Below are 7,246 nucleotides of genomic sequence, written 5' to 3'. Positions count from 1 at the left end.
TTCAAGCCTATTTTTAGAATAGGAAAACACCCGGAGGGGTTCCCGAGTGGCCAAAGGGAGCAGACTGTAAATCTGCCGGCTCCGCCTTCGATGGTTCGAATCCGTCCCCCTCCACCATATTTTCTCGATTGAGAACGATAAAAAGCCAGCTTTCGAGCTGGCTTTTTCGTTTCTTTACATCATAGCTCTATAAACTGACGTCACTAAGTAGTCTAGTTAACCCTCAATATACTGAAGTAGAGCGGTAACACAGCTTTGTGCATCACTGCAATTGATACTCTCTGGCAGTTCAGTCTGCAATAAAAACCCTTGTTCCAAAGAGTGGCAAGATGAACTTTCACTTAAACAAATCGGAACTCCTTGAGCAGAAAGGGCATTTAATAACAACAAAGCCGTTTGTATATTTCCCCCAGCATTGGCGGCAAAATGTAGCTCAAACTCAGCAGCGCTATTGAGTGAAGTCAGCGCATGCTCTAATTGAGTGTCCACTTCGCTTAAAGAAACCGAATCTAAATCACTAAAGCTCAGCATGCCTTGGTTCCTATCAGCATACCGCCAAGCAACGATATCAACCTGCTGCATATAGGCTCGCTGCATGCTTTGCGCGGCCGCCTGAATGATCACCTGCATTTGGTCACTGTTGCTTCTTCCACCACTGTCTTTGACTGATAATTCAAAAATATACGTGCCAGCAATCGTAGGATAAAACGCCGTTGCTTTCAGAGAATCTGCATTGATTAAGGTAAGCGATTGAGGCCCAGAAACTTGACGCCAAGACTTCGTTTTAATTTCATATATTGATAACTCAGATTTCGCCGTTCCGCTCAACGTAATACTATTTACTGGCAGTATTAACATCTGATCAGCACCAGCATTAACCGTAGGCTTAGTCAGCTTATCCGCATCTTTCAAATCATCGGCTTTACATCCCACGATAAGTGCGAGCACACTCAGGATCACGAACAACTGGTTTAACTTAAACATAATATTTTCCTGTGATTAAGCATTAGAAGAGGTAACTGGTACTGATGGAAAGAAAGGCGACTTCACTACCGTCCAAATACAATGCAGCATCTTGTTGCGAGTAATCCATCATCACATTCGATTGCGTATTGGTTTGGCTGAGCTGGTCATTTAAGCGGACCCCATCGCTGAAGGCTGAGATCCATTCCATCGGTTTAGTGGCACTGGTGGATGAGAAAAATACGCCGCTTAAAAACAGCGCTAATAATTTGGTATTCATGCTTACTCCTTGTGAGCGGTCTGATTCACCGACCCATTCAAGGTAGCATTCTCAATACAAATAAATCGTCAGCAGTTTATTGACCATTTGTATCCAGTTTGGTCACATTAGGTAGCGAAATCTGCTTTGGCCATTGCAGTTCAAAACATGCGCCCCCTAATGCTGAACCATTTACTTTTACTCTAACCTTACCTTGATGCCAACGAGTGATCTGTTTGACAATCGCCAGCCCAAGACCATGGCCTTTTTCACTATTACGCTCTTGATTATTCACTTGAGTAAAGGGCTCAAAAATACGTTCAATATCATCTGGCGCAATACCGGGGCCATCGTCTTCGACCACCAAAAAAAGTTGCCCATTAGATTCGTTCAACGAGAGATGGATCTCTTGCTGCGCAAATCGCGCGGCATTACTCAGCAAGTTTTTAACGGCCCGCAATAAAGCTCGATTATCGACAAATATCGTTTGCTGTCGCAACGAATCCAACACGCTGACACGCAATGTGAGTTGCGGGTTTTCAAGCTGGAAATGCTCCGCTTCTGCAACCAAATTGTCGGCAAAGTGGCAATAAGAAAAATGGCGAATATCTGTGATACGGTTATAGCGCGACAAAACAAGTGTCTGGTTAATCAAATGATCGAGATCTTCAATACTGGAGTGAATCACTTGGCGGTATTTTTCTTTCTGGCTTAAGGCAATGTCTTCATCCTCAAGCATTTCAAATGCAAAGCGTAAACGGTAGAGCGGTGTTCGTAAATCATGCGCCACGGCGTTGGTTAAGGTTCTTTGGCTGGCAATCAGCTTTTCGATGTTATTTGCCATATTATTAAAAGAATGACTGAGCTGAGAGACCACGGAAAGCCGAGACGTCGTCGCTCTACGAGATAATACTCCTTGACCAAATTCATTCGCCGTTTTTACCAGACGTTTCAGATCTCGCCATAAAGGATAAATCCACATAACTAAGGCCACAGAAATGGCTAAAAAAAAGAAACCGCCGATAGCCGTAGTGAGCTTTAATTGGGTTTGGTAGGAAATATTGTCCTCGACGCGTAACCACGTATTCTCATCCACCGCAGCCAATAAGATCATGCTGCCTTGTTGATTGATATAACTAGTCATCTGCTCTTCATCAGCCAACAACTTACTTCGCTCGATGGGTGACAAATCTTGCTCTCGCAATAGACTTAACTCTAAAGGTATTCGGCTATTTTGCTCAGCAATACTGGTTTGCCATTGAGTACGAGGTTGGCTACGAAGATTTTCTACCGCGAGGTATAATGTACCTCTGGACTGGTTAAGCGCAGCGAGTTCTCTCGGTTCATTGATCGCGAAATAGAGCACTTTGTCACTGTTCAGCACTCTTTGCAAAAGTGCCATAGGATCACCATCTTGAAAAATGATCTCGCCTTTTTGCAACGCTTGATAAACTTCTGGGGAGGAGTGGTAACTGTCTAATGCCTCTAATCGAAGTGGGTAACTGAAATGCTTAGCATAGCCGTCAATAATCGTTGTCCACTCAGCTTGAGGCGCTTGACGTAATTTTTCAGATAGAAACGTAAAGTTACTCTGATAGACAGGCTTATAAAACTCTTCAGAGATACTGCGGCTAAGATATGGGATCGGATTAAATTGCGTGGGAATACTGAGTAATAAGATCGGCAGAAACACAGCTACCCAGAGTACCCAAAAAGATCGAATCATGACCACTTCCCTTCCGATACAGCGCAGAGCTGATATCCTTTACCTCGAACCGTTTTTATCAACTTAGGTTCATTAGGATCATCTCCGAGCGCACGCCGCAAGCGTGATATACGACGATCAATTGAGCGATCTAAACCATCATATTCAAAACCACGCACATGCTGAGCGATATCATCTCTCGTGACAATGGTGCCGACATGTTGGGCGAGTAAATACAAGAGCTCAAACTCGCTGGTCGTGAGTTTTATGGGCTGCTGCTCAAGTAATACCGCTCGATGTTGCAAATTCATCCACAAGCTACCTATGCACAATTCATATTTGTCACTTTGACTTCCTCTTGCTTGCCTTCGAAGTAAGGCTCGAATACGTGACAGTAGCAAACGGGGCTTAACCTGCTTAACAACATAGTCATCGGCACCCAGTTCCAACCCCATCACCTGATCAATATCGTCGTCCAACGCCGTTTGCATTAAGATCATACCGTGGTATTGATCTCGGACAGCGCGGCAGACATCCATACCACTTTGCCCTGGTAGCATAATATCCAGAATGACTAAATCAGGTTGCTCATCCAAAATCCGATCAACGGCTTGAATCCCATCCGCAACCGTTGAGACACAAAATTCATAGTGGTTGAGAAAGTCTTTGATCAGTTCCGAGAGTTCTAAATCGTCTTCAACGAGAACCACTCGATAAGAGGGGGAGAGAGTACTGTTCATTGTGTTTCACACATCCGTTTGCTAAGAACGCAAACTATAGCGGATTGTGTTTCATCTTTGTGTGACTAATTGTGACCAAGCAACAAAGTTGTGGTGTTGTTAAAATATTAAACAAACCATCAACAGCCAAACCTACCGCGTTGAATCAATAAGAGCACGAAGAAAGTACCATTGAGCCGTGACTCATAAACAGAGTCGATAAAAAAGCCCCGAAAATTCGGGGCTGAAAAATGACTGAATCTATAGGGGTAGGACTCAATCAGGATACTAAATCGAACAAAATTACGCGTGTTTCATACGGACGAAGCACTTGATGTTCCAAAACTTTGAGTGGTTTTATATCTGTATAGTTGCCTAACAGGTATTTTGCTTTCTCAACCGGTAACTCTTTTGGCAGCACGCATTCGGTGTCAACGCCATAATAGTTATTGATACAGATCAGCACCTGTTTCGCGTTGCGTCGCTGGTAGGCAAAAATCTCTTTATGATCGGGTAGTAAATCGGTGTAATCACCATCGGTAATTACACCGATTTTTTTACGCAGCGCTATCAACTCTCGATAGAAATAGAACACCGATTGCTCATCAGCTAACGCACATTGCGCATTCAATTCTTGATAGTTTTCTGCAATGTCTAGCCAAGGCTGACCTTGGCTAAAACCAGCAAAGCGCTCTGCATTCCATTGCATTGGCGTGCGAGAATTGTCACGGGATTTTTGTGCAAGAATGACCATCATCGCTTCATGACTTACCCCTTGCTGGTTCACCATGATGTCGTAAATGTTAGTACTTTCCACATCTCGGTACTGTTCAATAGCGGTGTAGCCGGGATTGGTCATGCCAATTTCTTCACCTTGATAAACATAAGGCGTGCCTTGCATCATATGAATCGATGCGGCCAACATTTTTGCCGACTCAACGCGATAACGTTGATCATCCCCTAAACGGCTCACGATACGAGGCTGATCATGGTTACACCAAAAAAGTGCTCCCCACCCTTTACCATTTAAACCCGTTTGCCAATGGTTGAAAATCTGCTTCAATTGCAAGAAATCAAATGGCGCTTTCGTCCATTTTTCACCATTCGGATAATCCACTTTTAAATGGTGGAAGTTAAACACCATCGACAGCTCTTTGCCGTCCAAGCGTGAATATTGTTGGCAATGTTCAAGCGTTGTTGAGGACATTTCCCCCACGGTGACACTGCCGTACTGTTGGAAAACCGCTTGGCTGATCTCTTGTAAAAATTCATGCACGCGCGGGCCATCGGTATAAAAACGGCGTCCATCACCTTGGTGATCATCACTGAAATCCTGCGCTTTTGAGATTAAATTGATCACATCGAGACGAAAACCATCCACCCCTTTTTCGGCCCAAAAACGAATCACTTGCTTCACTTCCTCACGAACTTGAGGATTTTCCCAATTTAGATCCGCCTGCTCTTTGGCAAATAGGTGCAGATAATATTGCCCTGTTGCGTCATCTAACGCCCATGCACTACCACCAAACTTTGACTGCCAATTATTTGGAGCCTGACCATTAATCGGGTCTTGCCAAATATAATAGTCACGATACGGGCTTGATTTATCACCCAACGCCGACTGAAACCAAGTGTGCTCGGTTGAGGTGTGGTTAACCACAATATCCATAATAATGCGGATACCTCTTTGATGAGCTTGAGTCAGCAGTTCATCAAAATCTTGCATGCTACCGAATTGAGGATTGACACTGTAATAATCCGAAATGTCATAACCGTTATCAACCATCGGAGATGAATAAATGGGTGTCAGCCAAATGGCATCAATTCCCAAGCGGTGCAAGTAATCCAGTTTAGAGATGATCCCTTTGATATCTCCCGTTCCTTTATTGCCGCTATCACAAAAACTTTTGGGATAAATCTGATAGATGGTAGCGGTTTTCCACCACTGACTATCACTCTTGGTTATAACCATATTGACAACTCACTTACCAAAATGAAAATGAGTGGTGAAAACTCACCACTCGAATGAAAGGTTATGCACTTGCTGGCTCTAGCTCGCCTTTAGCTTGAGCTCGTTTGTATAAAAACAGAGTAAGCAGAATTGGGACGGCCATCGCCACCAGCATCGCGATGCCGTAAATACCCCAGTATTGTGGTTGAATCGAAAGAATACCTGGTAAACCACCCACACCGATGCCATTCGCCATCACCCCTGCACTACCACAAATTGCGGCTGCAATAGCACTACCAATCATGGCGCTTAGCATTGGGAACTTGTACTTTAAGTTGACACCATACATCGCTGGCTCTGTCACACCCAAATAAGCCGAAATAGCCGCAGGAACAGAGATGTCTCGCTCACCGTGTTTTTTGCTGATAAAGATGATACCGACGACCGCAGACGCTTGAGCAATATTTGACAGTGCAATCAGTGGCCAAATTGGCGTACCACCCATTTCTTGCATCAATTGCAGATCCACCGCGTTAGTGGTGTGGTGAATCCCGGTAATGACCAGTGGCGCATACAAGAAACCGAACACCATTGAACCGATAACCGCAAAATCGCCAGTCATTGCAGCTTTAGCCGCAAACGCGACGCCATCGCCCAATACGCGACCAAATGGACCAATTAAAGCGTGGGCCAAAATAACGGACAATATGATAGAGATAAACGGCACAACAACGAGGTAAAGATAAGAAGGGATGATGCGCTTTAAGTTTGTCTCAATAAACGCCAGAGCAACACCCGCCAACATCGCAGGAATCACCTGAGCTTGATAGCCGACTTTCTCTATCACAAACAAGCCAAAATCCCACACTTCGGGCATCTGCTTACCGATCAGATAAGCATTCATTAATTGAGGCGAAACCAGAGTCACACCCAAAGTAATACCTAGTATCGGTGTTCCACCCAACTTTTTCACCGTTGACCAACAAACACCAACCGGTAGGAAGAAGAAAATAGCCTCGCCAATTAACCATAAGAAAGAATGAACCGTGGCCCAAAATTGGCTAATTTCAACCAAGGTTTTGCCATCGAACATACGAATGTCGCCAATGACATTACGAAAACCGAGGATTAAACCGCCGGTGATGATCGCTGGCAGCAAAGGAACAAAGATTTCCGCAAGATGCGAAATGCCACGTTCTAAAAAGTTCATGTTTTGGCGAGCGGCTTTCTTCGCTTCATCTTTAGAAACGGCTTCTTTGCCTGAAAGCCCGATTAAGATGGCGTAAACTTCGTCCACCTCAGTACCAATCACAACTTGAAACTGCCCAGCATTGGTAAAACACCCTTTAACCATGCTCAGCTGTTCTAGTCCTTTTTTATCCGCCTTGTCGGTATCATTTAGAACAAAGCGTAAACGAGTCAAACAGTGACTCACACTGGCGATGTTCTCTTTACCACCTACCAGCTCGATAAGACGTATCACGTCTTGCTTCGCTATCTTGGCCATACTTTTGCCCACCCTATATTGGAATACTGTCTGTTTTTTCTTTTTAATGGGAACATTCCCACCTACAAGTGCAATATTGACATAAATAATAAAAGGTAAAAATAGGAACAATCCCATTAATTGAATAAGATCACAGACTAAT

6 protein-coding genes and 1 tRNA gene are annotated in these 7,246 nt (G+C 44.1%); 1 reads left to right on the top strand and 6 read right to left on the bottom strand.

Features of this window, described 5'->3' with window-relative positions; all coding sequences use genetic code 11:
* Positions 1–32 precede the first annotated feature (32 nt).
* Positions 33–117, top strand: a tRNA-Tyr gene (locus tag AACQ79_RS17280).
* A 99-nt stretch (positions 118–216) separates the two neighbouring features.
* Here AACQ79_RS17280 and AACQ79_RS17275 read toward each other — a convergent pair.
* The 6 genes from AACQ79_RS17275 to treB all read right to left on the bottom strand — a co-directional run bounded on the left by AACQ79_RS17275 (position 217) and on the right by treB (position 7,104).
* A complete protein-coding gene (locus tag AACQ79_RS17275; protein ID WP_094166367.1) occupies positions 217–984 on the bottom strand; it encodes a PKD domain-containing protein in 768 nt (255 codons plus the stop codon).
* 22 nt (positions 985–1,006) lie between these two features.
* Positions 1,007–1,243, bottom strand: coding sequence for a hypothetical protein (locus tag AACQ79_RS17270; RefSeq protein WP_094125026.1), 237 nt, complete (start codon positions 1,241–1,243; stop codon positions 1,007–1,009).
* 76 nt (positions 1,244–1,319) lie between these two features.
* Positions 1,320–2,954, bottom strand: coding sequence for an ATP-binding protein (locus AACQ79_RS17265; protein ID WP_170899444.1), 1,635 nt, complete (start codon positions 2,952–2,954; stop codon positions 1,320–1,322).
* Positions 2,945–3,667, bottom strand: a complete 723-nt coding sequence (locus AACQ79_RS17260; RefSeq protein WP_017044211.1) for a winged helix-turn-helix domain-containing protein — start codon at positions 3,665–3,667, stop codon at positions 2,945–2,947. The genes AACQ79_RS17265 and AACQ79_RS17260 overlap by 10 nt, the downstream gene beginning before the upstream one ends.
* Before the next feature lie 259 nt (positions 3,668–3,926).
* Complete coding sequence (gene treC / locus AACQ79_RS17255; RefSeq protein ID WP_170899443.1) at positions 3,927–5,618, bottom strand: alpha,alpha-phosphotrehalase; 1,692 nt, start codon at positions 5,616–5,618, stop codon at positions 3,927–3,929.
* A gap of 61 nt (positions 5,619–5,679) precedes the next feature.
* Positions 5,680–7,104 (bottom strand): PTS trehalose transporter subunit IIBC, encoded by a 1,425-nt coding sequence (gene treB, locus AACQ79_RS17250; RefSeq protein ID WP_026027679.1) that lies wholly within the window; start codon positions 7,102–7,104, stop codon positions 5,680–5,682.
* Positions 7,105–7,246: the final 142 nt, after the last annotated feature.

It is taken from the genome of Vibrio sp. 3-2(1) (assembly GCF_963887575.1).
Taxonomy (GTDB): Bacteria; Pseudomonadota; Gammaproteobacteria; order Enterobacterales; family Vibrionaceae; genus Vibrio; species Vibrio anguillarum.
This window is presented reverse-complemented; position numbering and strand designations above follow the sequence as displayed.